Genomic DNA, 24,052 nt, shown 5'->3' with positions numbered 1-24,052 from the left:
GACGCGACAGCGCTTGAAATGCCGTGTTATTGATGTAATACAGCCTCCGGATGATTATGACCACGACCACAGCCCGCCACGACTACGCCGCCGCCCGCAAGGCGATGCTCGATAGCCAGCTGCGCACCAGCGGCATCAACGAAGCCTTCGTGCTCGAACGCATGGGCACTGTGCCCCGCGAAGAATTCGTCCCCGAAAACGCCAGAGGCACGGCCTATATGGACCGCGCGATCCGGCTGGCAGACGGTGGCTATCTGCCGGCACCGCTGTTTCACGGGGCGATGTTGTCCGAAGCCCGCCCGGTGGCGAGCGATTCGGTGCTGATCATCGAAGGCGGCAGCGGCTATCTCGCGGCGCTGATCGAACCGCTGGTCTCCTCGGTCAAGACCCTCAGTCCGGCAGAGGCATTGGAAGCGAAGAAGGGCAAATATTCGCTCGTCCTCGTCGACGGCGCGATCGAACATGCGCCCGCCAGCCTCGCCAAGCTCGTCGAAGCTGATGGCCGGATCGTAACCGGCCTTGTCGAGCGCGGCGTCACGCGGCTCGCGACCGGTCGCAAGTCGGGCAAGTCGCTCGTCCTGCTGCCGCTCGCCGAAATGGGCATCCCGCGCATGGGCGAATTCGACAAGCCAGCCAGCTGGAGCTTCTGAGCATGAGCAAGGGCGGGACGATCCGGCAGCTTGCAATCACCGCCAGCCTGGCCGCCCTGACACTGGGCGCAGCTTCGGCGCAGGCGGATACGCTTCAGGAAGCCCTGACCGAAGCCTATTTCAACAATCCCACGCTCGAGGCGGCACGCGCCGGACAGCGCGCAACCGACGAAACGGTGCAGATCGAGCGTGCCGACGGTCTCCCCTCTGCCGAAGCGACAGCCTCGGCCACCGAATTTCTCAAGCAGAGTTCGACCAGCTTCTTCACGCCTGACCGTGCCCTTGTTGCCGGTGTCGACCTCGGCGTACCGATCTATTCGGGCGGCGCGGTCAAGAATTCGGTCCGGGCGGCCAAGGAACGCGTGGACGCCAGCCGGGCGGATTTGCGCGGCACTGAAAGCGCCATCTTCACGCAGGTCGTTGCAGCCTACATGGATGTTCTGCGCGGTCAGGCGCTGGTCTCGCTCTCGCTCAATCAGGTCGACGTGCTTTCCGTGAACACGCAGGCGACGAGCGATCGCTTCGAAATCGGCGATCTCACCCGCACCGATGTCGCCCAGTCGCAGGCCCGCCTGGCGCTGGCGCAAGGTGATCTGCGGAGCGCGCAAGCGAACCTCATTGCCGCGCGTGAAGATTACATCTCGCTAGTCGGCGAAGCGCCCGTGAACCTGCAGGCGCCGCCGCCACTTGCCGGCCTGCCCACCGATGTGGAGACAGCGGTCGATGTCGCGCTGGAGAACAATCCGGACCTGATCGCTGCCAAGGAACGGGCACAGGCATCGCGCTATGACATCAATGTCGCCGGTTCGAGCAGGCTTCCGCGCGTCTCGGTCTTCGCCGGATACGATTACCAGAATTTCCTCGGCAGCGTCGCCGATGCGCCGCTCGATCCGGACAATCCGCTGGGGCCTACCGTCGCCAGCCCGCAGACCACCACGGCCGCACAAGCCGGCGTTTCGCTAAGGGTGCCGCTGTTCCAGGGCGGCCGCCCGGCTGCCTTGCAGCGCCAGGCGACCGCGCGTGCCAGTGCCGCATTAGAGCAAGTGATCGCCGCGGAACGCGATGTGATCGCCCAGGTGCGCTCTTCCTATTCCAGCTGGCAGGCAGCGCTTGCCATCATCGAAAGTTCGCAAACCGCCGTTTCGGCCGCCGAGCTGAGCCTGGAAGGCGTGCGGGCAGAAAATTCCATCGGCAATCGCACGATTCTCGATGTGCTGAACGCCGAACAGGAATTGCTGCAAACTCGGGTCGAGCTCGTCACTGCTCGCCGCAACGCCTATGTCGCCGGGTTCTCGCTTCTGGCGGCCATGGGTAGGGCAGAGGCGCGCGATCTCGGGCTGGCGGAAGAAGGCGTGCTTTATGACCCTGTCACCAATTACGACAGCGTCAGCGGCCGGATCTGGGATTGGGAAAGCGTACCGGGTCCGGAAGTCGTTACCACCTCTACCCGCGATATACCGGCCCCGACTGCGGAAATTCCAGAAGTTGCCCAGCCGCTCGATAGGCCTTAGCGTGCCTCTCGATTACGACTCGATGCAGCCATAAGGGGCCGAACCCGGATCATGAAAATCAACCGTGAACCCTCCGTCGAAGAAATTCTCGATTCGATCAAAAAGGTGATCGCGCGCGATACCGAAGCCAAGGGGCAGCCGCCCCAGCGGCGGCGCGGCCTGATCGCTGGCGGCGCGGAACCCGCCGATGCCGACGAAGCGGAAGAGGTGCTCGAGCTTGGCTCGGGCCTGGGCGAAGAGCTGCTGATCCAGGACAATGCCGACCTCGACGCGATCTATGGCGAGGAACCGGGCGAGGAAGATTACGAAGAGAGCCTGATTGCAGATGCGACACGCAGTGCGATGCAGCAGAATTTCGCCGCGCTGACGATGCTTTCGAAACCGGGCAAGCCGCCGCAAATCGTCCGCGAAGGGGAAACCTCGCTCGAAGGTCTGGTCCGCGACATGCTGCGCCCCATGCTGTCCCAGTGGCTGGACGACAATCTGCCAGCCATGGTCGAAGAGCTGGTCAAGGCGGAGATTTCCCGCATCGCGGGCAAGAAGCGCTAAGCCTCTACCCATCCGCTTTGCGGCGCGCTACATCGCGCAGCCATGACAGTTCGCTCCAGGGTCGCATTCCCGCTCGCCAGCGCCTTTGCGCTTTTCGCCTCACCGCTCGTGGCACAGTCGGCGCCCGAGCCCATGCAGGCAAGCGATCTCGTGACCATGCCGCGCCTCGGCAGCCCCACCGTATCGCCTGACGGGACGATCGCGGTTTATTCCGTGACCACGACCGATGCGGAAAGCTTTGCGCGCAAGGGCCAGCTTTACCTGCGCTCGCTGGACAACATGAATGCCGCGCCGGTCGCGCTCGATCTGAAAGGCAGCGGGGCGAGCTTTGGCGGCGATGGCTGGCTCTATTACATGGCAAGCGGCGCCGACACCGAAACCACGCAGGTATGGCGCGCCAGGATCGCCGATAACGGCGCAGTGTCGCAGAAAACGCAGGTCACGAACATCGCCCGCGGCGTGAACGGCTATTCGGTCGCCAAGGACGGCGACAGGATTGCGATCTGGACCGAGATTGCCCGCAGCTGCACCGACATCGCCTGTGATGACAGCGCCAAAGCCTACGCCCCGGGTCCCGGGGATGGCCGGCTCTACGAAGGCGACGGCGGCTTCTATCGTCACTGGGACAGCTGGGAAACGCCGGGGACTTACAGCCGCGTCTTCGCCTTCCCGCTGAGCAACGGCCGGGTGTCCGGTGAGGGAATTGCTGTCGATGGGCCGCTGGGCGCCGGTGGTCCGATCGGCGATACGCCGTCCATGCCCTTCGGTGGCGGAGAGGACGTGGCCTGGGCACCCGACGGATCGGGCCTCTATTTCGCTGCACGGAAGGCGGATGCCGAGGAACCCTACAGTGTGAATTTCGACATCTGGTGGAGCGATCTGTCCGGCACTGCGCCGACCAATCTGACGGCCGCCAATGAAGCACTCGACATGTTGCCGACCCCGTCACCCGACGGGCAGTACCTCGCCTATGTCGCCATGGCCCGGCCCGGTTACGAAGCCGATCGTCAGGTCGTGATGCTGCGCGATCTCAAGAGCGGCGTGACCACCGCTCTGACAGGGGATTTCGACCGCAGCTTCGGCTCGCTCGCCTGGACGCCCGATTCGCGCTGGATCGTCGCGACGGCTCAGGATGTGCTCGATACGCCCGCCTTCCGGATCGATCCGCGCAATGGCGATGTCGAACGGCTCGATCTGATGGCGGGCAATGAAGCCCACATCGGCAATGTCGTGCCGCTGCATGGCGGAGATATTCTTTTCACCAGGGATTCCATCGGCGCGCCGGCAGAGCTCTTCCTGTCGCAGGATTGGGACCAGGCCCAGCCGCTGACGCAGGTGGCCACCGAAACCATCGGCAAGATGGCGCCGGTGGTGGTGGAACGGTTCAGCTTTACCGGCGCCGGGGGCGATACGGTCTGGGGCCAGATTACCAAGCTCGAGGGTCAGGAAGGCTCCATGCCGGCCATTCTCTACGTCCACGGCGGGCCGCAGGGTTCGTTCAACGATGGCTGGTCGAGCCGCTGGAATCCCCGCGTCGTGGCAAGCCAGGGATATGCGGTCATCTCGGTCGATTTCCACGGCTCCACCGGATACGGCCAAGCCTTTACCGACAGCATCAACCGCGACTGGGGCGGCAAGCCGCTCGAAGACCTGAAGCTGGGGCTTGCGGCAGCGCTCAAGCAGGATCCGCAGATCGACGGCAGCCGCGCCTGCGCCATGGGGGCGAGTTACGGCGGCTATATGATGAACTGGATTGCGGGCAGGTGGCCCGACCGGTTCGATTGCCTCGTGCAGCATGACGGGCTCTTCGACATGCGCAGCTTCTATTATACCACCGAGGAACTGTGGTTCCCCAAGTGGGATTTCGGCGGAAGCTATGCCGACAACAAGGAACTCTACGAGCGCTGGAATCCGGTGAATCACGTCGACAACTGGAAAACGCCCATGCTGGTGGTAACCGGCGAAAAGGACTTCCGCGTGCCCTACACGCAGGGCCTTGCTGCCTTCACCGTGCTGCAGGAACGCCAGATCCCCAGCCAGCTGCTGGTCTTCCCGGAAGAGAACCACTGGGTCCTCGATCCCAAGAACTCGCTGCAATGGCACAATACCGTGTTCGCATGGCTCGACCGGTGGCTGAAGCCGGGTGAGTAAGAAGGGCCTCGAAAAGGCGCAGAAGGCGCTCGGAAAGATCGGCGGCGAAACTGCCGAGCGCCAGATTTTCCTCTGCTCGATCAGCGAGAAGCAGAAATGCTGCTCGCGCGAGGAGGGGAAGGCGGCGTGGAATTACCTCAAGAAACGCCTGAAGGAGCTCAAGCTCGTCGGGCGGGGCGGGGTAGTCCAGCGCACCAAGGCCGACTGTCTGCAGGTCTGCGCCCACGGTCCGATAGCGGTCGTGTGGCCGGAGAACGTCTGGTACCATTCCTGCAACGAGGAGGTGCTGGAGGCCATCATCCAGCGGCACCTGATCGGCGGGGTTCCGGTCGAGGAATATCGCCTTCGCTCCGCCGCGAGCGATTAATCCTCATCGATCTTGTTATCGGGCAGGCTGTTGTCGACCGATTCGTCATGCCCGGTCCCCGACGAGAGAAACATCAGCCCCATCAGCGCACCTGCCAAAAGCATGGTGAAAGCGATCCCCAGCGCAGTCGCGATGTAGAAGTGGATCGATACGTCCTCGAATTTCCATAGCAGGGCCATCGCAATCGCAACGATTCCTGCCGTCATGAGGAAAAGGAAACGCATGATTCGCCGGAAGCGCGCCCATGCGAAAGCAGCCGCTTCAGGATCATCGAGAGGGGATTTTCCAGCCATGTAACCGCTCATGGCCCGATGGACCCATGCTTTCAACGCCGGTTTTGGATCGATTCGCCAATTGCCGGTAAAAATGGCATCCTCCTCCGGAGAATCCATCGAGGAGGAGCAGGCATGAATATCGGCAAGCTTATCGAGGACCGTCCCAATTCGGACATCATCACCGTCGGCATCGACCAGCCGGTCCGCGATGCCGTGGCCATACTGGCTTCCAAAAGGATCGGAGCACTGCCGGTGATGGACGGCGATACGGTCGCCGGAATTTTTTCCGAACGCGATGTGATTTACCGGCTCGCCGATGAAGGGCAATCCTGCCTCGATCGCGTGGTTGGCGATGTAATGACCGCACCGGCCATAACGATCGACCGGCAGACCGACATTCTCGACGCGCTCGGACTGATGAGCAAGCGCCGGATCCGCCATTTGCCGGTTCTCGATGGACAGAGGATGTGCGGCTTCATCTCCATCGGCGATCTGGTTCAGGGAAGGCTGAACGAAATCCAGCGGGAGGCGTCCGAAATGCGGGCGTATATCCAGACCGCTTGAGTACGGGGCGCACGCTCACTACATCCTGCCCATGGCCGAAATGCTCACTCTCACACCCGCCGCTGCCAAGCGCGTTGCCACGATCGCCGACAAACAGGCGAAGCCGGCGATTTTGCGTCTCTCGGTGGAAGGTGGGGGATGTTCGGGCTTTCAGTACAAATTCGACCTGGCCGACGGGGCGATGGATGACGATTCGGTGAGCGACACGGATGGTGTCCGCCTGGTAGTGGATCCGATCAGTCTCGATCTCGTCGCCGGTAGCGTGGTGGATTTCGTCGAATCGCTGGGCGGCGCAGCCTTCCGTGTCGAGAATCCCAATGCGGCCGCCGGCTGCGGATGCGGGTCGAGTTTCGGGATTTAAATTAGACCCGCGCTGCCGCTTCGGGCATGGACACGGCCATGCGTATTGCCACTTTCAATATAAACGGGATCAAGGCGCGATTGCCGCGCCTTTTAGAATGGCTGGAGGAAACCCAGCCCGACGTCGCCTGCCTGCAGGAAATCAAGACGATGGACGACGGCTTTCCCGCCGATGAGTTCGAGAAGATCGGCTACAAGTCGATCTGGCATGGTCAGAAGAGCTTCAACGGCGTCGCCATCCTCGCCCGAAATGCCGCTCCGGTTGAAATTCAGCGAGGCTTGGGGATCGACGGACCCAAGGAGGGTGAGGGCGAACAGGCCCGCTATCTAGAGGCGGACGTTGGCGGCGTACGGATCTGCAATCTGTATCTGCCCAACGGGAATCCACACCCCGGACCGAAGTTCGACTACAAGCTTGCCTGGATGGAGAAGCTGCGCGCGCGCATGACTACGCTCTGGGACGAAGAAATCCCGGCTGTCGTGCTGGGCGATTTCAACGTGATACCCGAAGACAAGGACGTGTGGTCACCCAAGGCGATGGCCAGTGATGCCTTGATGCAGCCGGAAAGCCGGGACGCATACCGGCGCATGCTGGCCGATGGCTGGACCGATGCGATCGACACATACAACCCGCGCGGCGGGGTCTGGACGTTCTGGGACTATCAGGCAGGTGCCTGGCAACGCGACCATGGCTTCAGGATCGACCATCTCCTGCTCTCGCCGGAGCTGGCTGATCGGATGGTTGCCGCCGGTGTCGACAAGGAATACCGCGACCGCGAGAAATCGAGCGACCACACACCGGTTTGGGTCGAACTCCAAGACTGATTGAAGAGGCCGCCTTCGAAGATGAAGACGGCCTCACCGTTCAGCTTTTCGCTCAATCAGCGATAGAAGATGTGCGTGTCGATGGTGGCGCGAGCGATCTTCTTGCGCGCCCAGCTCGGCTTTACGTATTTCGCGTGGAAATAGAGAGCGTCGTGAGCTTCGCTGTCCCAGAGGCCCTGATGGGCAATGCGGGCGATCGCCTTGGCGCGTTTCCAGGCAGTCGAGCCGGTCTTGATCCGCGGCATGGCTCCGCCGCGAACGAAGCTGAATTGCGAGCGCTGGTAAACGACGCCGCAATAGCTGGAAGGGAACTGGTGGGATTCGCTGCGGTTCACGATGACCTGGGCAACGGCCAGCTGGCCTGCGAGCGGTTCGCCGCGCGATTCGAAATAGACGGCGCCTGCAAGGCAGCGCATTTCGTCCGACAGATTTTCAGTCGCCGGCATTTCGGCAACCAGTTCGTAGAGGCTATCCGCCTCGGGGAAATCGACGTCGGTGGATTCTTGGACAGCTTCCTCGGGAAGCTCCTGAACCACTTCTTCGCTAACGAAGACCGGAACGACCTCTGTGGTGAGGGTGGTTTCTTCCGTAGTGGCTTCTGCGACTGCCTGAGCAGCCTGCGCGCCGGTTTCTTCCGCACCGGCAAACGTTGCAATCATAGTTGCGGCAGCCGCCGCCATACCAAACAGATATTTACGCATGATCCCGCTTATCTTGGCGGTGAGTAGCTGTCGCAGGCTGGGATCCTTTGCGCGTTACGTGCGTCTAAAAGGTGGATCCGTTAACTGGCCTGCCGCTTACTCCCCGTCTGCGTGCTAGTCTGCTGACACCATTGCCAGCCCGACCGCCTGCGCATCGAAGCTGGCGGGCCAAATAGTGTCATCCGCAACCATGTCAAGTTAACGGGCGGTAGGATCGATCAAGCGTTCTACATCCGGGCCATCCAGTTCGATAAACCAGCAATCCGGATCCTGGCCTTTGCGCCGGTCAACGTATTCTTCAAAATCCCCAGGGTTTTCAGGATCTTGCTCCTTAGTCGGAACGAAGTACCGGCTGCCGTCCGTCTGCGGCATACGCTCCCACATGCGGGTATTTTTGCCACTGTTCGTGGTTAATATCACCAACGTACCGGCGTCCCGCTCCCCCTTCTGCAGCACCATGCCGAAGCCCCCCAGCGCCTGCGTAAGCTTGAGCAGGCCGGACACTTCGAGATGTGCCGGAAGGCGATCATCACTGGTCATTCCGCATACCCCGGCAGGCCGGACAGCGGGATTCGCGACTTCATGAACGTCCCTGTTCCGCGTCCGATCTCGTCCCCCTCCCCATCGATAAGGCGCGATTCGGCGACGAAGACACGTCTTCTACCGCTGACCCAGCGCCCCTCGGCGATGATCGTGCCATCGCGCACCGGTTTGGTGAAATGCAGGTTGAAAGAGGTGGTCAAAAGAAAGCGATCGGTCACCAGCGTATTGGCCGCATAGAAGGCGGCATCATCCAGCATCTTGAAGTAGACCGTGCCATGCGCCGCCCCCGCCGCATGGAACACGTCTTCGGTAATATCGAAGGTAATTCGCGCCGCTCCTTCACCTGTCACTTCGAGGGAAGAGGCAAATTTGGAATTGACCGGAGCCGAAGAATACAGGCGTTCGAGCGCGCGCCAGTGCCCTTCGGCCCCACTGTTTGGCTCCCCCGTCATAACCATCTGTCTTCGTCGATTCCCTTAGCTGCGGGGTTCGACCCAGCCGATCGATCCATCCGAACGGCGATAGACCATGTTGTGCCGTTCCGTCGCACCGTTCTTGAACAAGAGCGCATTGGTGTTCTGCAGATCGAGCAGCATGACCGCATCGGCAACCGAACATTCGGGAATCATCGCGCTCGTTTCCGCGATGATCGGCGGGCTGTCGTGCTCTATCTCAGCTTCGCTTTCCGGTTCGGGAGCGGCGAAGATCGTATAGGCTGCCTCCTGCTCACGCATGGCGTGATCAGCCTGCTCGTGCCGATCCTTGATCCGGCGTTTGTAACGGCGCAGCTGCTTCTCGATCTTGGCGGCTGCAGTATCGAATGCCTGGTGGACATCATGAGCTTCGGCGTGACCCTTGAGGATGAGCCCCTGCATGACATGGGTCACGATATCGGACGAGAATGCCCCGCCTGCGGCCTTGCCGAAAGTAACATGACTGGAGATCGCGCGGTTGAAATACTTCTCCACGATGCCCTGCAATCGGTCCTCGACATGGGTTTGCAAGGCTGCGCCAGTGTCGATTTGGTGGCCCGAAACACGGATATCCATAAGCGTCGTTCTCCTTTTTATCGCGCCCCGCCGATACTTCCGGCCCCGTCCAGCCGGATTGCATGGGCCGTGGACTTACCCCCAGAGAGGGTTTTCGATCCCAGCCATGAATTCTCTATGCCGCGCCAGCTCTTCCGGCGTGGGTGCATGGGGCCGCGGGTCCCGTCGCGGGCCTTCCGGCGCCTTGCGTACCGCGATGAGTTCGGCAGCCGGTTCAGCCTTTGCCTGTTCTGCGGCGAGCTCCAAGCCGATCTGGCGGCCACCCTTCAGTTCGACGTAGACCTGCGCCAGCAATTCGGCATCCAGCAGGGCGCCATGTTTGACACGGTGACTGCGGTCGATGCCATAGCGGCTACACAGCGCATCGAGAGAGAGCTTGGCGCCCGGGTGGCGCTTTTTCGCAAGCTGCACCGTATCCACCATGCGGGTCATACACACGGGCTCGCATCGGCACAGGGCAAGCTCCGCATTGAGAAAGCCGAAGTCGAAGCCCGCATTATGGGCGATCAGCGGCGAATCGCCGATGAAATCGAGCAGCTCCTGAAAGGTGTCGCGGAAAAACGGCTTGTCGGACAGGAATGCGGCAGAAAGGCCATGCACCGCCTCGGCCCCTGCCGGCATGTCTCGTTCAGGATTGTAGTAAGCGTGGAAGGTGTTTCCCGTGGGGACGAGATTGACCATTTCGACACAGCCGATTTCCACCATGCGGTCCCCGGTCTTGGGATCGAGGCCGGTGGTTTCGGTGTCGAAAACAATCTCACGCATTGGGTAACCTATCGGACTCGCGGGCCGATATTACAAGGGGTCTCGATTGGCCGCATCCGCGCGCAACTGGGCGATCAGCGCAATGACATCCTCTTCCGTCCCGCCGAGCGACTGGCCCGTATCGATGACGTGATCGGCCCGCTCGCGCTTTTCGGCATCCGGCGTCTGGAGCGACAGGATATGGGCGAATTTTTCCGGCGTCATGTCCGGCCGGGCGAGAACGCGCTGACGCTGGGTTTCCGCAGAAGCCGAGACCACCACGATGCGGTCAACGCTCGCGTGGCCGCCCTTCTCGAATAGCAGGGGAATGTCGAAGACCACCAGGGGCGCGTCGAGATGCTCTGCCAGAAATGCCTCGCGTTTACGGGCAACGGCAGGATGCACGATGGCTTCCAGCCGGGCGAGGGCCGATGTGTCGCCGAAGACTTCCTGGCCGAGCCTGTCGCGAAGAACGCCGGTTTCGTCCGTGCTGCCCGGAAATTCCGCTTCGATCGCGGCGACGAGCGCGCCCGCCGGTCCCTGCATGGCGCGCACTTCGGCATCGGCGTCGAAAACGGGTACGCCTGCGGCTTCGAACATGGCTGCCACGGTCGATTTGCCCATACCGATGGAGCCGGTGAGCCCGATGATGAGCGGCCCGGTCATCGCGTCAGCAGCTCTCGCAGCTCTGTGTCATGCTCGCGCGGGGCATCTTCGCCGAAGAAATAGCGGAAGGCAGCGGCAGCCTGGCCGATCAGCATGGCCAGGCCGTCGATGGTCGCAAATCCGGCATCGCGTGCCCGCTTGAGAAATTCGGTTTCCACCGGATCGGTGACGATATCATAGACGATGGAACCGGGCGGAGCATGGCTCCAGTCGAAGGCGAGCGGTGGTTGGCCGCGCATGCCCAGCGGGCTGGCATTGACGAGCAGGTCGCAGCACCCCTCACGGTCGTCGAATGCGAAATCCGTCGGCTCGGCGAAGTGGGAAAGGGGGGCGGTATGATGCTCACCCTCGGTCAGCTCATCCAGAAGGCCGCGCGCCTTGTCTGGATCGCGCCCGGCGACCACCAAGGTGAAGCCTTCTGCGGCAAGGCCGGAGATGACCGCACGAGCCGCACCGCCCGTACCCAGCACGCGGGCCATGCGGAAGTAGTGTTGCTCGCGCAATTGCCCGGCGAGTGGCTCCAGAAAGCCGGCGACATCCGTGTTGCGGCCTACGAGGGCACCATCGGCGGCCCGATACACCGTGTTAATCGCGCCCACACGCTTCGCCAGCGGTTCGATCCGGTCGACCAATGGCGCGACAGCCTGCTTGTGCGGCATGGTGACATTGCAGCCGCGCCAGTCCGCATCTTCGCGCCGTTCGGACAGATAGGCGGCAAGGGTCTCGCTCGTCACATGATGCGCGCGGTAGGCAGCTTCGAGGCCAAGCTTCTCGATCCAGAACCCGTGGATCGTGGGCGATTTCGACTGCGCTATCGGATCGCCGATGACTTCCGCATAGCTGGTCACGAAGCCAGTACGCCTTCCTCGCGCAGCGCACCCAGCACCTGCAGCAGCGGCATGCCGAGCACGGTGAACTGATCGCCCATGATACTGTCGAACAAATGGACGCCCGGGCCCTCGATGCGGAAGACGCCCACGCAGTAGGATACGGCGGGCCATTCGGCATCGAGATAGGCGGCGATGAAATCTTCGCCAAGCTCTCTCATACGGAGGCGGGCGAAGTCGGAGCCGACCCAGATGATCTGGCCGTCGCGGGCGAGGGCGGCGGCGCTGTGGAGAGTCATCACCTTGCCCGAGAAGAAGCGCAGGTGCTCGGCTGCCTCTTCGCGGCTGGCGGGCTTGTCGAAGCGGCGGCCGCCCACCTCCACCAGCGAGTCGCTGCCGAGGACGAGGCGGCTGTCGGCCACTGCTGCCGCCTTGGCCGCGGCCAGCGCCTGGGCCACCTCGGCGGGCTCCGCCCCCTCCATTTCGGCCTCGAGCGCGCGCTCGTCCACCTCGGCTGGGCGCGCCTCGAAGGCCACACCCGCCGCCTCCAGCATTGCCTTGCGCGAGGCGGAGTTCGACGCGAGCACGATCCCGCTGCCCGAAATACCGCTCATATCGCCTTCACTCCTTCGAAATCGCCACCTTCGCGCTGGCTGCGTTCGCCATAGAGGCGGATGATGGCCGCCGCGGTTTCCTCGATCGAGCGGCGGGTGACATCGATGACCGGCCAGCCGTTATCGGCAAACATGCGCCGCGCAAAGGCGACCTCGCTCTTGACCTTCTCATTGTCGACATAGGCCGTCTCGGACTGTTCGTTCAGGGTCAGGAGCCGGTTGCGCCGGATCTGGACCAGCCGTTCGGGCGCCGTGGTGAGACCCACTACCATGGGGTTTTTCAGCTCGAACAGCTTGGGCGGCGGCGGGCTTTCCACCACCAGCGGGATATTGGCGACCTTGTAGCCGCGATTGGCGAGATAGATGCTCGTCGGCGTCTTGGAACTGCGCGACACGCCGACCAGAAGGATGTCGGCCTCTTCCCATTCGTCCCACAAGATGCCGTCGTCATGGGCGATGGTGAACTGGATCGCCTCGACCCGCTCGAAATAGGCCTTGTCCATCTGGTGCTGCTTGCCCGGACGGCCGTGCGCTTCCTGGCCCAGCGCCTTTTCCAGCGCGGCGGTCACCCGGTCGAGAATCGGCACGGCGGGCAGGCCGAACGAGGCGCACACTTCTTCCAGCCGCGCGCGCGCATCGGCATTCACCAGGGTGAACAGCACGAGCCCGGGATTGGCCTTGAGTTCGGGCACGATCCGGTCGAGATGCTGGCGGCTCCTGACCATGGGCCAGAAGTGGCGCACCACATTGGCATCGTCGAACTGCGCGAGCGCCGCTTTCGCCAGCATTTCCAGCGTTTCGCCGGTGCTGTCGGAAAGCAGGTGGAGATGGATACGGTCGGAGATGGGATCCTCGCTGGGGGCCTGTGGACAGGCGTGGGATAAACCACGGGACAGCTCTGCCGACAAGTTCGGGGACGAAATCGCTCCCCACTACGAGTCAGGCAAGGGGGTGATTCCCGCACACCAAGCGGCGACTTTTGCGCAGGCTGGGAACAGTGGGGACAAATTTGACTCGACTCAAGCGCGGACACGAGTCGGATGATCGGATCGGACCCTTCCCACGGCGGGAGAAATAGGGCAGGGGCCACTTGTGCCCGATATCCACAGGGCCAACAGACTCCATCAATCCTTATAATAACTAGGTATTATTGGACTCCTGAATGCCCGGTCCCCTTCTCGATACGCTCAACGGTTCTCCCACCGGCACTGTCCCGCTCTGGCTCATGCGCCAGGCCGGCCGGTATTTGCCCGAATATCGCGAACTGCGCGCGGAAAAGGGCGGATTCCTAGCGATGGCTTACGATAGCGAGGCGGCCTGCGAGATTACCCTGCAGCCGATCGACCGCTTCGGTTTCGACGGCGCGATCCTGTTTTCCGACATTCTGATCGTGCCCCATGCGCTGGGCCAGCATCTCGAATTCCTGGCGGGCGAGGGGCCCAAGCTGTCGCCCCGGCTGGTCGATACCGCGCTGGCCGATCTGACACCGGATAGCTCGCGTTACGAACCGATCTACCAGACCGTGCGCCTATGCCGTCAGCGCCTGCCCGAAGGCGTGACCATGCTCGGCTTTGCGGGCAGCCCGTGGACCGTGGCGACCTACATGGTCGCCGGCGAGGGGAGCCGCGATCAGCACGAGGCGCGCGCGCTGGCCTATCGCGATCCCGCCGCCCTGCAGGCGATCGTTGATGCGATCGCCGAACAGACGATTACCTATCTTTCCGGCCAGATCGAAGCGGGCGCGGAAGCCGTGCAGCTGTTCGACAGCTGGGCGGGCAGCCTGGCGCCGGATGAATTCGAACGCTGGGTCATCGCCCCCAATGCCCGGATCGTGGCGGCGCTGGCTGAGCGGCATCCGGCGACGCCTATCATCGGTTTTCCGAAAGGCGCGGGCGAGAAATTGCCGGCCTATGCACGCGAAACCGGCGTAAAGGCGGTGGGCGTGGACGAAACGCTCGATCCCCACTGGGTGGCGCGCGAACTGCCCGAAGGCATGCCGGTGCAGGGCAATCTCGATCCGCTGCTGCTGCTGGCGGGATCCGACCGGCTCGAAGAGCGGGTGACGACCATCCTGAAGGCTTTCGAGGACCGCCCGCATGTCTTCAATCTTGGTCATGGAATCGACCGGCGCACGCCGATTGCGCATGTCGAGCGATTGATTGCGGCTGTGCGCGGCTGGAAGGGATGAAATCCTCGATGCGACACGCTACATCACCGGCATGCAGGATGTGCTTTCGATGACCTATCTGTGGCTCAAGGCCGGCCATATCATCTTCATGGTTTTCTGGCTGGCGGGGCTGTTCATGCTGCCGCGCCAGATGATTTATCTGCATCCCGCAGCGGCCGGTTCGGCCGAATCGGACCTGTGGGGCAAGCGCATGGGCCTGCTGCGCAAGGTCATCCTCACTCCCAGCATCATCGTGGTGTGGATTTTAGGCCTGCTGCTGGCACAAACGCTGTCCGCATGGGGTGAGGGGTGGCTGCATGCCAAATTATTGCTTGTGCTGCTTCTGAGCGGCTTCCACGGCTATCTGGTCGTGCAGTCCAAGAAGATGGCCGCGGGCGAACGTCCCCTGACCGAAAAACAGCTGCGCATGATCGGCGAAGTGCCCGGCATATTGCTGGCGCTGATCGTGGTGCTGGTGGTCGTCAAACCCTTCTGATCCGGCCCCCTGCGGCGACGCGTGATTTGCATTGGCGATTGACGGGGCGGGCAAGCGAATTTATTTGAAGCGCTCTGACGGCTAGAGGCCTCGCGTTCAGACGAGGCCGGGTCCGCTTTCTCCAAGCCCATACCGACCTGCCGGCCATACCCATTCGGAAATTCGAGAAAATCTATGCATCTCAAAGACTTGAAAGCAAAAGCGCCCGCCGATCTGGTGGCCATGGCCGAAGAGCTGGGCGTCGAGGCAGCCGGCACCATGCGGCGCCAGGACCTGATGTTCTGCATCCTTCGCGAACTCGCGGACGATGAGGAATATAACGAAGAAATCATGGGCATCGGCACGATCGAGGTGCTGCAGGACGGTTTCGGCTTCCTGCGCAGCCCCGAAGCGAACTATCTCGCCGGCCCGGACGATATCTATGTCTCGCCCAACCAGATCCGCAAATGGGGCCTGCGCACCGGCGATACGGTCGAAGGCCAGATCCGCGCGCCGCAGGAAGGCGAACGCTATTTCGCCCTGACCGGCTTGACCGCGGTGAATTACGAAAATCCGGAAAATGTCCGGACCCGCACGAATTTCGATAATCTCACGCCGCTCTATCCGGAAGAGAAGCTGAATCTCGACACGCTCGATCCGACGGTCAAGGACAAGTCCGCCCGCGTGATCGACATCATCTCGCCGCAGGGCAAGGGCCAGCGCGCCCTGATCGTCGCGCCGCCGCGCACCGGTAAGACCGTGCTGCTGCAGAACATCGCCAAGGCGATCACCGACAACCACCCGGAAGTGTTCCTTCTGGTTCTGCTCGTCGACGAGCGTCCGGAAGAAGTCACCGACATGCAGCGCAGCGTGAACGGCGAAGTCATCTCCTCGACCTTCGATGAACCGGCCAACCGCCACGTGCAGGTCGCCGAAATGGTGATCGAGAAGGCCAAGCGCCTGGTCGAGCACAAGAAGGATGTCGTGATCCTGCTCGATTCCATCACCCGCCTCGGCCGCGCCTACAACACCGTCGTGCCCAGCTCGGGCAAGGTGCTGACCGGCGGTGTGGATGCCAACGCGCTCCAGCGCCCGAAACGGTTCTTCGGTGCCGCGCGTAACATCGAGGAAGGCGGTTCGCTTTCGATCATCGCCACCGCGCTGATCGATACCGGCAGCCGCATGGACGAGGTCATCTTCGAAGAATTCAAGGGCACGGGTAACAGCGAAATCGTCCTCGACCGCAAGGTTGCCGACAAGCGCATCTTCCCGGCCCTGGATGTCGGCAAGTCCGGCACGCGCAAGGAAGAGCTGCTGGTCGAGAAGGACAAGCTGTCGAAGATGTGGGTCCTGCGCCGCATTCTCATGCAGATGGGCACGATCGACGCGATGGAATTCCTGCTCGACAAGATGAAGGATTCCAAGACCAACGAAGACTTCTTCGCGACCATGAACCAGTAGGGTTCTCAGGCGGATTGATTGAGTCTTTCACGCGTCCTTTATGAAAGTGTCGCCGTCGGGCAATCTCTGGCGCGCGACACTTTCGACATTATCGAGCAATCCGCGCGCAACAATGCCCTGCGGCGGGTGACCGGCTTTCTGATGAACGACGGTGATCGCTATCTGCAATATCTCGAGGGGCCGCCCATGGTCATCGAGGATCTGATGGGCATCATCGCCGAGGATCCGCGCCACCACAGTCTTAACGTACTGGCACGCGAAAGCGGCTCTGATCGCCTGTTTGCGGACTGGTCGATGAAGTCGCTGATCAGTTTCGACGGACCGCCCGCGATCGAGGAGTTGTCAGCTCAGCTGTCCGGCAAACAGGATGATTTCGACCTGGCCGAGCAGGCGAGGGCATTCCTGAAGCGCGGATAGCGATCAGGCTTTAGCGTCTGCCTGCAGCTGGGCAGCCATCATATCCCAGACCTTGTTCACGGCCTTGAGCGGCCGGATCATCACCTTGAAATCCACGATCTTCCCGTCCCCGTCGAACTGGATGAGGTCGATGCCGTTGACATGCACGCCGTCCATTTCGGTGGTGAATTCGAGCATGGCATTGTCGCCATCGACCAGTTCGCGGACATAGGTGAAACTGTCGTTGCCCAGCGTCTGTCCCGCCGCAGCGAGATATCTGACGACGAGATCGCGGCCCTTCTGCGGGGTATGAACGACAGGGGAGTGGAAGACCGCGTCCGCATGGACGAGCTTCATCAGATCCTCCGCCTGATTGCCCGCCTGCATGGTGAAATGCCATTGCTCGAGGCCTTTTTGTGCGGACATTCCTGTTCTCTCCCGGGAATTTTTCATGCTTCCGGATTCTGCGGCGGCCGGGCCAGCGCGCAGGATCCTGGAAGCTCAGTAAGGGTGCGGCGGATTAGCCGACCAGATGTGCCTTGAAGAATTCGGCCGTGCGCGAATCCGCCAGATCGGCTGCGTCGTCATCCCTCCGTTTGCCGAATTCGGTGGCAAATCCGTGGTCGAGGCCTGCGTAATCGTGCAGCGTGACCTTGGGATGGTCGTCGAGCCCTTCGTGCATGGCCTGCTGCGTTTCCTTATCGACGAAGCCGTCTTCGGTGGGAATATGCAGCATCAGTGGGTTCGCGATGGCGTCTTTTTCGCGCAGGAGATTGTCCACGCCGACCGCATAATAGCCCACGGTGGCATCGCTGTCGGTGCGTGCTGCGGTCATGTAGGCGAGGCGGCCACCGAGGCAGTAGCCCACTGCGCCGACTTTGCCGCAGCCCTCGGCGCGGGCCCATTTGATGGCCGCTTCGATATCGCGCACGCCCTGATCCTGATCGAACTTTCCGAACAGATCGAGCGCCTTCTGCATTTCAGGTTCGATATCGGGATCGAGTTCGATGCCGGGCTCGAACTGCCAGAAGAGGTCGGGTGCGATGGCCAGATAGCCTTCTTCGGCCAGCTTGTCGCATTTGCGGCGGATGCCGGCATTGATGCCGAAAATTTCCTGAATGACCACGATGGCGGCCTTGGGCGTATCCGACGGGGTCGCGACATAGGCGGGGAAGCTGTCTGCGCCGTCGATGGTTTCAAGGGTAATCATTTCGGTCATTCGTCGATCTCCGCTGGTTGGTGACGGGTCTAGCCCTTGTGGAGTTTTGTTGGCAAACCCAGATGGGGTCTCAATGACGCTCAACGGAGAAAATGCCATGAAGGTCCATGTGGAAATCGATTGTACGCCGGAAGAGGCCCGCAGCTTCATGGGACTGCCCGATGTGGGCAAGGCGAACGATGTCTATGTCGAGATGATGTCCAATGCGATGAAGGGCGTCTCGAACACCGAGCAGCTGCAGGAATATGCCCGCCAGTTGGCCCCCATGGGGCAGGCAGGCTTCAAGCTGTTCCAGAGTTTCATGGAGGGCGCGAACGCGGCGAAGTCCTCTCCCAAGAAGCCCGACAAGTAAGCCGCCGCTCAAGCGGACCGTTTGACAATGACCGACACGATCTTCGCGCTTTCCAGCGGAGCGCCGCCTGCCGCCATCGGCATCATCCGGATCAGTGGGCCTCAGGCCTGCGAGGCTGCTGAGCGCCTCGCTGGCTTGCTTCCCGAAGAGCGGCATGCAGGACTACGCTCTTTGCGCGACGGGGAAGGGCGAGTCTTGGATCAGTGCCTGCTGCTATGGTTTGCGGGTCCGAAGACCGCCACCGGCGAAGATCTCGTAGAATTGCATTGCCACGGGGGCAGGGCGGTCGTCGCGGCTGTCGAGAACGAGTTGGCGAGCTTCGCTGGCCTACGCCGAGCTCAAGCGGGCGAGTTCACCCGGCGCGCATTCGCCAATGGTGTGCTCGACCTGGCGGAGGCTGAAGGACTGGGTGACCTGCTCTCGGCAGAAACCGAACTACAGCGCCGGGCGGCGCAGGAGATTGCTGGTGGTGGTCTGACGAGGAAGGTCGAAGAATGGCGTGATCGCCTTCTCGGCCTCTCCGCTCTCGTTGAAGCACAGCTGGACTTCTCCGACGAGGACGATGTGTCCGAACTCCCGGAAGTGTTTCACGTGAAACTTTCCGAGCTTTTAGGGGAGTGGGAGCGTGAGCTTCGCCAACCCAAGATGGAACGGCTGCGGGACGGGATCAGGGTTGTCTTGGCGGGACCACCCAATGCGGGCAAGTCGTCTCTCTTCAATGCTATCCTGCAGGAGGGTGCGGCTATTGTCTCGGCAGAGGCAGGAACGACGAGAGATGTGATCGAGCGGCCCATCGCCCTCGACGGCGTTCCTTTCGTTCTCATCGACACTGCAGGCCTGCGCGACAGCGATGCGGGCGAGATCGAGCGGATCGGCATCGAACGAGCACGGCTGCAGCTGAGCGAGGCGGATATCGTCCTGTGGCTCGGTGCTGAAGGGGAGGGACCATCCGGGGGGTTTGAGGTCGAATCCTTCTCTGACCAGGCAAGTGGTTCGAAGCAGTCCCCGGACTTTGTAGTTTCATCGGTAACCGGATCAGGTATCGATAATCTGATTAGTGCACTCGTTGATCGAGCGCGTGACCTTCTTCCGCAGCCCGGTACAGCAACGCTCAATGCGAGGCAGACCGCCGGGCTATCTGATGCGCATAACGCTTTGGCCAGCCTCGAAGGTCTCACCGATGCATTGATTGTCGGTGAGTATCTTCGTCTAGCGCGCCTGGGACTAGATCGTATCCTCGGCCGCAATTCGACAGAAGACATGCTGGATTCGCTTTTCGGGCGGTTCTGTATCGGCAAATAAAAGCTGCCATTGTTTCACGTGAAACACCGATTGCGCTTTGTAACCCCACCGCTTTTCCGCTAATCGCGCACCATGCTGAATTTCGATGTCATCATTGTCGGCGGTGGCCATGCTGGAGTCGAAGCTGCCTGCGCCAGCGCTCGCCTGGGTGCGCGGACCGCTCTGATAAGCTTTGACCTGACCAAAATTGGCGCGATGAGCTGCAATCCGGCGATCGGCGGATTGGGCAAAGGTCATCTGGTTCGCGAAGTCGATGCGCTGGACGGTGTCATGGCCCGGGCGGCAGATGCCGGTGCCATTCATTATCGCATGCTCAACCGCTCCAAGGGAAGTGCCGTGTGGGGGCCGCGCGTCCAAGCGGATCGGCACCTATTCGGTGCCGAAGTTCACAGGATCGTTTCGGCGCAGGATAATCTCACCCTGATCAAGGGCGAGGTTGCCGCGCTCAGGCTCTCTGGTGGTGTGGCTACCGGGGTGGATTTGGCGGACGGTTCGAACATCGAGGGTGGGGCGGTCGTCCTTTGCACAGGGACTTTCCTCGGCGGAAATCTGTTCCGCGGGGAAGAGCGGCTTCAGGGTGGACGGATCGGGGAGGATGCAGCACACATTCTCGCGAAGCAATTGCGCGATGCCGATCTGCCCATGGCCCGTCTCAAGACGGGGACACCGCCCCGTCTCGACGGCCGGACTATCAATTGGGCTGAGCTCGAAGAACAACCTTCCGATGGTGAAGGCTGGACCATGTCGTCGCTCACTGGCGCCCGGCCGAACCCTGAAATATTCTGCGCCATTACCCGCACGAATGAAAAGTCGCACGACGTCATCCGCGCGAACCTGGATCGGTCGCCGCTCTTTTCCGGTGCCATCGGTGCCGCCGGGCCGCGGTACTGCCCTTCGATAGAAGACAAGATTCATCGCTTCGGCGACCGTGACGGCCATCAGATTTTCTTGGAGCCAGAGGGGCTCTCGACGCATCTCGTTTATCCCAACGGTATCAGCACATCGCTGCCTACCGATGTCCAGCACAACATGCTTCGCTGCATGGCCGGACTGGAGCGAGTCGAAATGGTCGTGCCCGGCTACGCGGTCGAATATGACCATATCGATCCACGAGCGTTGACCAAGCAGCTCCAGATCAGGGCTGTCCCCGGGGTCTATTGCGCGGGGCAGATCAACGGCACGACCGGCTATGAAGAAGCGGCGGCACAGGGTCTGGTGGCGGGAGCAAGTGCCGCCGCCAACGTTCTCGGCGTCGAACCTCTCAATCTTGATCGTTCGGATTCGTATATTGCCGTCATGCTGGACGATCTCACGCTGCATGGCGTGAGTGAACCCTATCGCATGCTGACGGCACGCGCGGAATATCGCTTGCGCCTTCGTGCCGCCAATGCAGACACCAGGCTCACAAGCAAGGGTATCGCCGCTGGGTTGGTGGGGGCGGCACGTAAAGCTTGGTACGAGCAACGTCTTCAGCGGCGCGAGACAGTGGATCAAGCCCTCGATGTGGCGGTGGATGCCGAAGCGCTCAGGGCAAGCGGATTGGCCGTCAAGAGTGAGCGCGGCACGATTCCCGTCCGCGATTGGCTCCGGGGCGGGCAGATCTCGCTCGAGACACTCGCAGGTTTTGTTGACGGTATCGACCCTACCGATCCGCTCACCGTCGAGATGGCGGAAGACATCATCTACGCTCCCTATCTTGCACGGCAGGAAGCGGAATTGCGCGATTTGAAGGCCGGGGACTTGGTCTCTTTGCCAGATGACTTCCCTTATGAAACTGTCCCTGGTCTCTCCAACGAAATGGTCGAACGCCTAAAGGCGTCATCGCCGGAAACGCTTGCTGCTGCAGGGCGGGTGCCGGGTATTACCCCCGCTGCATTGGCAGCGCTTCTTGTCTATGCGCGCCGGTTGGAAGAGCGTGCAGCATGATCAGGACCGAGAGTGAAGCGCGAGAGTTCATTTCCAATCTGGCATTCGATGATATTGCTCTGAACAAGCTTGAAAAACTGGCCGCCTTACTGTCCGAGGAAAATGACCGCCAGAACCTTGTTTCAAGATCTTCTCTGGACGAGGTCTGGGTTCGGCATTTCGCGGATTCGGCGCAACTGCTCGATCATGTTCCACGTGAAACCGCATCTTCGTGGTTGGATCTGGGCAGCGGCGCAGGCTTCCCAGGCCTGGTTGTTTCTATTCTCCGGCCCGACCAGAAGGTGGTCCTCGTCGAATCGCGCCGCAAGCGAGTAGAGTGGCTCGAGGCGATGGCATCGACGTTGGGGTTGAAGAATTGCCGTGTGGAAGGGTTGCGACTAGAACTTGTCGAATCTTTTCCTGCAGGAGTTATTTCGGCCCGCGCATTCGCGCCGCTGCCAAAACTCCTCAGGTTATCCGCACGCTTCTCCACAGGAGGCACCAAGTGGGTCTTGCCGAAAGGGCGTTCCGCGACCCAAGAAGTTGAAGAACTTTCTCCCAAGTTGAAACCAATGTTTCACGTGCAACAATCTATGACAGACACGGACGCGGGAATCGTTGTCGGCCATGGCAAGATCGGGACGGGAAAATGATCACAATCGCAATTGCCAATCAGAAGGGCGGGGTCGGTAAAACGACCAGTGCCATCAATATAGCGACAGCAATGGCGGCTTCGGGCTGGCGGACGCTTTTGATTGATCTCGATCCGCAGGGGAATGCATCGACCGGGTTGGGCATTGAAAACTCTGCACGTGAATATACGAGTTACGATTTGCTGATGGGCGATGCCACTTTGTCGCAAGCGGCGCAGCCGTCCGAGATACCCTCGCTGGATGTAGTGCCCGCTACGCAAGACCTCTCGGGGGCAGAGGTGGAACTCGTTGCGGTGGAAGATCGCACGCATCGCCTTCAGAAGGCTCTCGCCGCCCGGGAGCCCGGCTTTGCCGGTTATGACGTCGTTTTTATCGATTGTCCGCCGTCGCTAGGCCTGTTGACGCTCAATGCGCTGTGTGCGTCGAATACTCTTCTCGTGCCTCTTCAATGCGAATTCTTCGCGCTGGAGGGGCTTAGCCAGCTTTTGCAGACGGTCGAGCGCGTGCAGCAGCGCTTTAATCCTGACCTCGGCATTGTGGGCATTGCGCTGACGATGTTCGATCGCCGCAACCGGCTCACCGACCAAGTGGCGGATGACGTCCGCGATTGTCTTGGCAAACTCGTGTTCGAGAATGTCATTCCCCGTAATGTGAGGCTTTCGGAAGCCCCGAGCCATGGGATGCCCGCTCTTATTTACGATCACAATTGTTCGGGAAGCAAAGCCTACATCGGCCTTGCAAGAGAATTGATCGAACGTCTCCCCGAGAAAAGGAAAGCCGCATGAGTGCCGCAGTCGACCGCAAGAAGAAACTCGGCCGCGGGCTGGGCGCCCTGATGGGTGAAATTCAGCGCGAAGAACCGCTATCCTCAAGAACCGGTAACGACGGTAACGATCTCGCAGCCGATCAGGCTGCAAGCAATGCCACGGGCCTCGCCGATATTCCGGTAGCGGACATCAGCCCCTTGCCGGGTCAGCCGAGAACGCGTTTTGACGACGAGGCTCTCGATCAGCTTGCGGCTTCGATCGCGCAGCGCGGGGTTATCCAGCCGATCATCGTCACGACCAAGGGGCAGGGGCGGTTCCAGCTTGTGGCCGGCGAGCGCCGGTGGCGTGCCGCACAGCGTGCACGCTTGCACACCATCCCCGCGATCGTGCGGGATCTCGACCAGCGCGAAATCATGGCACTGGCCCTGATCGAGAATCTTCAGCGCGAAGACCTAAACCCTCTCGAAGAAGCCCGCGCCTATCAGAAGCTGGCGGATGACGAGGGCATGACCCAGTCCGAAATCGCCAAGCTGGTCGACAAATCACGTAGCCACGTGGCCAATTTCCAACGTCTTCTGGCTCTTCCTGAAGATGTTCTGGACATGCTGGCCGATGGCCGCCTCTCGATGGGGCATGCACGCCCGCTGATCGGGAACGAAGAGGCTTCAGATATCGCCAACCGTGCGGTGAACGACAATCTTTCGGTCCGAGAAGTCGAAAAGCTCGCTCGCGGCGACCGGCCCAAACGGGAAAGCCAGGCCAAGGCTCCCGGATCAACCGGGAATGGTGCCGAGGATCCGGACATCGCCGCCGTCCAGGGCCATCTCGAAGAATTCCTCGGCCTGTCCGTGCGGATCAAGCCGGAAGGTGCCCCGGGCAATGGCACGGTGACGATCAGCTATCGTACGCTCGACCAGCTGGACCTGATCTGCCAGCGCCTTACGGGCGGCGATATATAA

At 61.4% G+C, this 24,052-nt stretch carries 30 protein-coding genes; 18 read left to right on the top strand and 12 right to left on the bottom strand.

The annotated features are described in order from the left end of the window. Positions 1–56 precede the first annotated feature (56 nt). From K3175_RS13075 to K3175_RS13055, 5 genes are read left to right on the top strand one after another with little or no spacing between them, the layout of a single operon-like run. On the top strand, positions 57–650 hold the full coding sequence (locus tag K3175_RS13075; protein WP_221543805.1) for a protein-L-isoaspartate O-methyltransferase family protein: 594 nt from the start codon (positions 57–59) through the stop codon (positions 648–650). Between the two features lie 2 nt (positions 651–652). Then, positions 653–2,161, top strand: coding sequence for a TolC family outer membrane protein (locus tag K3175_RS13070; RefSeq protein WP_221543804.1), 1,509 nt, complete (start codon positions 653–655; stop codon positions 2,159–2,161). A 51-nt stretch (positions 2,162–2,212) separates the two neighbouring features. Further along, complete coding sequence (locus tag K3175_RS13065) at positions 2,213–2,710, top strand: DUF2497 domain-containing protein (protein ID WP_221543803.1); 498 nt, start codon at positions 2,213–2,215, stop codon at positions 2,708–2,710. A gap of 42 nt (positions 2,711–2,752) precedes the next feature. After that, a complete protein-coding gene (locus K3175_RS13060; protein ID WP_221543802.1) occupies positions 2,753–4,861 on the top strand; it encodes a dipeptidyl-peptidase 5 in 2,109 nt (702 codons plus the stop codon). Then, positions 4,854–5,228, top strand: a complete 375-nt coding sequence (locus K3175_RS13055) for a (2Fe-2S) ferredoxin domain-containing protein (protein ID WP_221543801.1) — start codon at positions 4,854–4,856, stop codon at positions 5,226–5,228. The genes K3175_RS13060 and K3175_RS13055 overlap by 8 nt, the downstream gene beginning before the upstream one ends. Here the strand turns inward: K3175_RS13055 and K3175_RS13050 are convergent. Next, complete coding sequence (locus K3175_RS13050; RefSeq protein WP_221543800.1) at positions 5,225–5,521, bottom strand: hypothetical protein; 297 nt, start codon at positions 5,519–5,521, stop codon at positions 5,225–5,227. The genes K3175_RS13055 and K3175_RS13050 overlap by 4 nt on opposite strands. Positions 5,522–5,635: 114 nt before the next feature. Between K3175_RS13050 and K3175_RS13045 the strand changes: the two genes are divergently transcribed. The 3 genes from K3175_RS13045 to xth are packed head-to-tail and all read left to right on the top strand — an operon-like array spanning position 5,636 to position 7,252. Further along, the gene (locus K3175_RS13045) at positions 5,636–6,067 is read left to right on the top strand and encodes a CBS domain-containing protein (RefSeq protein ID WP_221543799.1); all 432 of its coding nucleotides are present in this window, start codon (positions 5,636–5,638) and stop codon (positions 6,065–6,067) included. Positions 6,068–6,098: 31 nt separating this feature from the next. Further along, the gene (gene erpA, locus K3175_RS13040) at positions 6,099–6,428 is read left to right on the top strand and encodes an iron-sulfur cluster insertion protein ErpA (protein ID WP_221543798.1); all 330 of its coding nucleotides are present in this window, start codon (positions 6,099–6,101) and stop codon (positions 6,426–6,428) included. Between the two features lie 38 nt (positions 6,429–6,466). Further along, positions 6,467–7,252, top strand: a complete 786-nt coding sequence (xth, locus tag K3175_RS13035) for an exodeoxyribonuclease III (RefSeq protein WP_221543797.1) — start codon at positions 6,467–6,469, stop codon at positions 7,250–7,252. Between the two features lie 56 nt (positions 7,253–7,308). Here the strand turns inward: xth and K3175_RS13030 are convergent, their stop codons facing one another. The 9 genes from K3175_RS13030 to K3175_RS12990 form a co-directional block, all read right to left on the bottom strand. Continuing rightward, positions 7,309–7,953 carry a cell wall hydrolase gene (locus K3175_RS13030; RefSeq protein WP_247710887.1) on the bottom strand — a complete coding sequence of 215 codons (645 nt, stop codon included), beginning with the start codon at positions 7,951–7,953 and terminating at the stop codon, positions 7,309–7,311. A 198-nt stretch (positions 7,954–8,151) separates the two neighbouring features. Further along, on the bottom strand, positions 8,152–8,493 hold the full coding sequence (locus K3175_RS13025; RefSeq protein WP_221543796.1) for a DUF1491 family protein: 342 nt from the start codon (positions 8,491–8,493) through the stop codon (positions 8,152–8,154). Further along, positions 8,490–8,948 (bottom strand): PaaI family thioesterase, encoded by a 459-nt coding sequence (locus K3175_RS13020; protein ID WP_221543795.1) that lies wholly within the window; start codon positions 8,946–8,948, stop codon positions 8,490–8,492. Before K3175_RS13020 ends, K3175_RS13025 begins: the two co-directional genes overlap by 4 nt. Positions 8,949–8,972: 24 nt before the next feature. Continuing rightward, on the bottom strand, positions 8,973–9,545 hold the full coding sequence (gene hpf, locus K3175_RS13015; RefSeq protein ID WP_221543794.1) for a ribosome hibernation-promoting factor, HPF/YfiA family: 573 nt from the start codon (positions 9,543–9,545) through the stop codon (positions 8,973–8,975). A gap of 75 nt (positions 9,546–9,620) precedes the next feature. Next, complete coding sequence (gene dnaQ / locus K3175_RS13010; protein WP_221543793.1) at positions 9,621–10,310, bottom strand: DNA polymerase III subunit epsilon; 690 nt, start codon at positions 10,308–10,310, stop codon at positions 9,621–9,623. 30 nt (positions 10,311–10,340) lie between these two features. Further along, on the bottom strand, positions 10,341–10,955 hold the full coding sequence (gene coaE, locus K3175_RS13005; RefSeq protein ID WP_221543792.1) for a dephospho-CoA kinase: 615 nt from the start codon (positions 10,953–10,955) through the stop codon (positions 10,341–10,343). Then, positions 10,952–11,803 (bottom strand): shikimate dehydrogenase family protein, encoded by an 852-nt coding sequence (locus K3175_RS13000; protein WP_221543791.1) that lies wholly within the window; start codon positions 11,801–11,803, stop codon positions 10,952–10,954. The genes coaE and K3175_RS13000 overlap by 4 nt, the downstream gene beginning before the upstream one ends. After that, positions 11,800–12,396, bottom strand: a complete 597-nt coding sequence (locus K3175_RS12995) for a Maf family protein (protein WP_221543790.1) — start codon at positions 12,394–12,396, stop codon at positions 11,800–11,802. The genes K3175_RS13000 and K3175_RS12995 overlap by 4 nt, the downstream gene beginning before the upstream one ends. Continuing rightward, on the bottom strand, positions 12,393–13,184 hold the full coding sequence (locus tag K3175_RS12990) for a pyruvate, water dikinase regulatory protein (RefSeq protein ID WP_247710948.1): 792 nt from the start codon (positions 13,182–13,184) through the stop codon (positions 12,393–12,395). Before K3175_RS12990 ends, K3175_RS12995 begins: the two co-directional genes overlap by 4 nt. Before the next feature lie 374 nt (positions 13,185–13,558). On the opposite strand from K3175_RS12990, the gene hemE reads away from it, so the two are divergent. The 4 genes from hemE to K3175_RS12970 all read left to right on the top strand — a co-directional run bounded on the left by hemE (position 13,559) and on the right by K3175_RS12970 (position 16,916). Next, a complete protein-coding gene (gene hemE / locus K3175_RS12985) occupies positions 13,559–14,584 on the top strand; it encodes a uroporphyrinogen decarboxylase (RefSeq protein WP_221543789.1) in 1,026 nt (341 codons plus the stop codon). A 31-nt stretch (positions 14,585–14,615) separates the two neighbouring features. Then, positions 14,616–15,059: a CopD family protein gene (locus K3175_RS12980; RefSeq protein ID WP_221544150.1), complete on the top strand. Its 444-nt coding sequence runs from the start codon at positions 14,616–14,618 to the stop codon at positions 15,057–15,059. Between the two features lie 174 nt (positions 15,060–15,233). Next, the gene (gene rho / locus K3175_RS12975) at positions 15,234–16,499 is read left to right on the top strand and encodes a transcription termination factor Rho (RefSeq protein WP_221543788.1); all 1,266 of its coding nucleotides are present in this window, start codon (positions 15,234–15,236) and stop codon (positions 16,497–16,499) included. A gap of 18 nt (positions 16,500–16,517) precedes the next feature. Further along, positions 16,518–16,916: a BLUF domain-containing protein gene (locus K3175_RS12970; protein WP_221543787.1), complete on the top strand. Its 399-nt coding sequence runs from the start codon at positions 16,518–16,520 to the stop codon at positions 16,914–16,916. Positions 16,917–16,919: 3 nt separating this feature from the next. Here the strand turns inward: K3175_RS12970 and K3175_RS12965 are convergent, their stop codons facing one another. Both K3175_RS12965 and K3175_RS12960 read right to left on the bottom strand, forming a co-directional pair. Further along, positions 16,920–17,321 (bottom strand): nuclear transport factor 2 family protein, encoded by a 402-nt coding sequence (locus K3175_RS12965; protein WP_221543786.1) that lies wholly within the window; start codon positions 17,319–17,321, stop codon positions 16,920–16,922. Between the two features lie 94 nt (positions 17,322–17,415). Further along, positions 17,416–18,114: a dienelactone hydrolase family protein gene (locus K3175_RS12960; RefSeq protein ID WP_221543785.1), complete on the bottom strand. Its 699-nt coding sequence runs from the start codon at positions 18,112–18,114 to the stop codon at positions 17,416–17,418. A gap of 97 nt (positions 18,115–18,211) precedes the next feature. On the opposite strand from K3175_RS12960, the gene K3175_RS12955 reads away from it, so the two are divergent. The 6 genes from K3175_RS12955 (at position 18,212) to K3175_RS12930 (ending at position 24,052) form a co-directional block, all read left to right on the top strand. Further along, complete coding sequence (locus K3175_RS12955; RefSeq protein ID WP_221544149.1) at positions 18,212–18,466, top strand: DUF6489 family protein; 255 nt, start codon at positions 18,212–18,214, stop codon at positions 18,464–18,466. Between the two features lie 27 nt (positions 18,467–18,493). Continuing rightward, on the top strand, positions 18,494–19,768 hold the full coding sequence (gene mnmE, locus K3175_RS12950; RefSeq protein WP_221543784.1) for a tRNA uridine-5-carboxymethylaminomethyl(34) synthesis GTPase MnmE: 1,275 nt from the start codon (positions 18,494–18,496) through the stop codon (positions 19,766–19,768). A gap of 72 nt (positions 19,769–19,840) precedes the next feature. Continuing rightward, complete coding sequence (gene mnmG / locus K3175_RS12945; protein WP_221543783.1) at positions 19,841–21,694, top strand: tRNA uridine-5-carboxymethylaminomethyl(34) synthesis enzyme MnmG; 1,854 nt, start codon at positions 19,841–19,843, stop codon at positions 21,692–21,694. Continuing rightward, the gene (gene rsmG / locus K3175_RS12940) at positions 21,691–22,326 is read left to right on the top strand and encodes a 16S rRNA (guanine(527)-N(7))-methyltransferase RsmG (RefSeq protein WP_221543782.1); all 636 of its coding nucleotides are present in this window, start codon (positions 21,691–21,693) and stop codon (positions 22,324–22,326) included. Before mnmG ends, rsmG begins: the two co-directional genes overlap by 4 nt. Beyond that, positions 22,323–23,111: a ParA family protein gene (locus K3175_RS12935; protein ID WP_221543781.1), complete on the top strand. Its 789-nt coding sequence runs from the start codon at positions 22,323–22,325 to the stop codon at positions 23,109–23,111. The genes rsmG and K3175_RS12935 overlap by 4 nt, the downstream gene beginning before the upstream one ends. Next, positions 23,108–24,052, top strand: a complete 945-nt coding sequence (locus K3175_RS12930; RefSeq protein WP_221543780.1) for a ParB/RepB/Spo0J family partition protein — start codon at positions 23,108–23,110, stop codon at positions 24,050–24,052. The genes K3175_RS12935 and K3175_RS12930 overlap by 4 nt, the downstream gene beginning before the upstream one ends.

Source organism: Qipengyuania aestuarii (assembly GCF_019711535.1).
GTDB classification, from domain to species: Bacteria; Pseudomonadota; Alphaproteobacteria; order Sphingomonadales; family Sphingomonadaceae; genus Qipengyuania; species Qipengyuania aestuarii.
Note: the sequence above shows the minus strand (reverse complement) of the source record. Positions and strands in the feature narration are given on the sequence as shown.